The organism is Pseudomonas sp. NPDC087346 (genome assembly GCF_044744235.1).
Taxonomy (GTDB): Bacteria; Pseudomonadota; Gammaproteobacteria; order Pseudomonadales; family Pseudomonadaceae; genus Aquipseudomonas.
Window position 1 is genome coordinate 1 of the sequence record NZ_JBIUXX010000147.1, and the last position, 3,261, is coordinate 3,261.

A 3,261-nucleotide genomic window follows, 5' to 3' on the forward strand; every position below is an offset into this window, starting at 1 on the left:
TTTCGCAAATTCGCAAGGTTCATATCAGACCGCTACCAGCACGATGGCGCCAATGACCAGCACGGCACCAGCAGCCATCGAAGCAGCGTACCAACGCAGTTGACCGGTCTCGGTGCGGCTCAGGGCAGTGTGACCACCCTTGGCCATACGCGGGATCAGACCGATGGTCTGGTCGAGCGGGTCTTTGCGCAGCATGTGGCTGATCGCTAGGTACGGCTTGACTAACTGTTTGTCGTAGATCCAGTCGAAGCCCCAGGCTGCGAACCACCCGGCCGAAAGGAAACGGCCGATGCCGCTGTTGGCGATGGCAGTCACGAAGCGACGCTTGCCGAGGAACAGCAGCGCGGCCAGCAGGATACCGGCCAGGGCGATGGCGCCCGAAGCGATTTCCAGACTGTGCTTGGCTTCGCCGCCGGCATGCCCAACGCTTTCTGGCAGTACGCCGTGCAGCGGTGGAACGATCATCGCGCCGACGAAGGTCGACAGCACGATCAGCACCGACAGTGGCAGCCAGTGAGTGATGCCGTGACCTGCGTGGGCTTCGGTCTTGGCTTCACCGTGGAACGCGATGAAGATCAGGCGGAAGGTGTACAGCGAAGTCATGAACGCACCGACCAGACCTGCGTAAAGCAGACCGTGGTTGCCGCTGGCGAACGCTTCCCAGAGGATTTCGTCCTTGGAGTAGAAGCCTGCGGTGACCAGTGGCAGGGCAGACAGTGCCGCGCCGCCGACGATGAAGCTGGCGTAGGCCAGTGGCAGTTTTTTCCACAGACCGCCCATCTTGAAGATGTTCTGCTCGTGGTGGCAGGCAACGATCACCGCACCGGAAGCAAGGAACAGCAGGGCCTTGAAGAAGGCGTGGGTCATCAGGTGGAAAATCGCGCCATCCCATGCACCAACACCCAGCGCCAGGAACATGTAGCCGATCTGGCTCATGGTCGAGTAGGCGAGGATACGTTTGATGTCGGTTTGTACCAGCGCGGCGAAACCTGCCAGCACCAGCGTCACACCACCAACGATGCCGACCAGGTGCAGGATGTCCGGCGCCAGGGCGAACAGACCGTGGGTACGGGCGATCAGGTAGACACCAGCGGTAACCATGGTTGCGGCGTGGATCAGTGCCGAAACCGGGGTAGGGCCGGCCATCGCATCCGCGAGCCAGGTTTGCAGTGGCAGTTGCGCCGATTTACCGACCGCGCCGCCCAGCAGCATCAGGGTTGCCAGAACGATCCAGAAGTCGCCTGCCTGGAAGTGCTGAGGCGCCTTCACCAGTAGTTCCTGGACGTTCAGCGTGCCCAGTTGCTGGAACAGGATGAACAGGCCAATGAAAATGAAAACATCGACTAAACCTGTCACTATAAATCCTTAGAGTGCGGATAAAAAGTTGTTGCGGTTGCTGTAGAAGAAACCGATCAACAGGTACGAGCACAGGCCTACGCCTTCCCAACCGAAGTAGATGAACAGCAGGTTATCGCCGAGGATCAGGAACAGCATGCTCGCGATAAACAGGTTGGTGTAGGCGAAGAAGCGCGAGTAACCGGCTTCACCGCGCATGTACCAGGAGGCGAACATGTGGATCAGGAAGCCCACGCCGACGACCACACCGAGCATGGTCACAGCCAGACCATCCAGGTACAGCGCGAAGTCAGGCTGGAAGCCTTCCACCGACATCCAGCGCCACAGCACCTGGACATAGGCGCCACCTTCCGGTGGCGCGACGTTGAATTGCCAGATCACGTAAGCCGCGACGATGGCAGACAAGCCGATGGAGCCGACACCGATCAGCGCCGAGAGGTTTTCCGAGAAGCGGCCGCGAGAAAACGACAGCAGCAGGAACCCGATCAGAGGGAATACGAAAGTCAGAAAGAGTAGGTTCATCCGCGCATCTCACTGGCAGCGTCGATATCGAGCGTGTGGAAGCGGCGATACAGTTGCAGCAGGATCGCCAGACCAATACTGGCCTCGGCGGCTGCCAGACTGATCACCAGGATGAACATGATCTGTCCATCCGGCTGGCCCCAACGGGCGCCCGCAACGATGAAGGCCAGGGCAGAGGCGTTCATCATCACTTCCAGACTCATCAACACGAACAAAATGTTACGGCGAACCATCAGGCCAACCAGGCCGAGGCAGAACAGGATGCCGGCAACCGCCAGACCATGTTCGAGAGGGATAGCAGGCATGAATTACTCCTTCGCCTCGTTGCGGCCCAAATGGAACGCCGTGACGGCTGCGGCGAGCAGCAACATCGAGGCGAGTTCGACCACCAGCAGGTACGGACCGAACAGGCTGATGCCCACGGCTTTCGCGTCCACAGTGGTTTGACCAATGGCGGCGCCACTGGAATGGCTGAACAGCACATACAGCAGTTCAGCCAGCAGCAGCGCTGCGAGCACGACCGGGCCGATCCAGATGCCCGGTTTGAGCCACACGCGTTCTTGCTGAACCGAGGCAGGCCCCAGGTTCAGCATCATCACCACGAACACGAACAGCACCATGATGGCGCCGGCGTAGGCGATCACTTCCAGCACACCGGCGAACGGCGCGCCGAGTGCGAAGAAGGTCATGGCCACGGCGATCAACGAGATGATCAGGTAGAGCAGGGCGTGCACGGGGTTGGTGTTGGTGATCACACGTAGCGTGGCCACAACAGCGATACCCGATGCGAAATAGAAAGCGAATTCCATCGTTCTTCCTTAAGGCAGCAAGCTCTTCACGTTGATCGGTTCGGCTTCGTTCTGGGCGGCGCCTTTCGGCTTGCCAGCGATTGCCATACCTGCAACACGATAGAAGTTGTAATCAGGGTTTTTGCCGGGGCCGGAGATCAAAAGATCTTCTTTCTCGTACACCAGGTCCTGACGTTTGAACTCGGCCATCTCGAAATCCGGAGTCAACTGGATTGCGGTGGTCGGACAGGCTTCCTCGCAGAGACCGCAGAAAATGCAGCGCGAGAAGTTGATACGGAAGAAGTCCGGGTACCAGCGACCGTCTTCGGTTTCAGCTTTTTGCAGCGAGATGCAACCTACCGGGCAAGCCACGGCGCACAGGTTGCAGGCTACGCAACGCTCTTCGCCATCGGGGTCGCGGGTCAGAACGATGCGGCCACGGTAACGCGGTGGCAGGTAGACCGCTTCTTCCGGGTATTGCAGGGTGTCACGCTTGCGAAAGCCATGGCCGAAGACCATGACCAGGCTGCGCAACTGGGTACCGGTACCCTTAATGATGTCGCCAATATATTTGAACATGGGTCAAATCCTCACT

Annotated in this window: 3 protein-coding genes and 1 pseudogene; all 4 read right to left on the reverse strand. The window is 59.1% G+C overall.

Annotation, left to right across the window (positions count from 1 at the left end):
• Positions 1–24 precede the first annotated feature (24 nt).
• Positions 25–1,878: pseudogene (nuoL, locus tag ACIOZM_RS31540) on the reverse strand (NADH-quinone oxidoreductase subunit L).
• Positions 1,875–2,183: an NADH-quinone oxidoreductase subunit NuoK gene (gene nuoK / locus ACIOZM_RS31545; protein WP_003223790.1), complete on the reverse strand. Its 309-nt coding sequence runs from the start codon at positions 2,181–2,183 to the stop codon at positions 1,875–1,877. The pseudogene nuoL and the gene nuoK overlap by 4 nt, the downstream one beginning before the upstream one ends.
• Before the next feature lie 3 nt (positions 2,184–2,186).
• A complete protein-coding gene (nuoJ, locus tag ACIOZM_RS31550; protein WP_401221539.1) occupies positions 2,187–2,687 on the reverse strand; it encodes an NADH-quinone oxidoreductase subunit J in 501 nt (166 codons plus the stop codon).
• A 9-nt stretch (positions 2,688–2,696) separates the two neighbouring features.
• Positions 2,697–3,245: an NADH-quinone oxidoreductase subunit NuoI gene (gene nuoI / locus ACIOZM_RS31555; RefSeq protein ID WP_129394527.1), complete on the reverse strand. Its 549-nt coding sequence runs from the start codon at positions 3,243–3,245 to the stop codon at positions 2,697–2,699.
• Between the last annotated feature and the right edge of the window lie 16 nt (positions 3,246–3,261).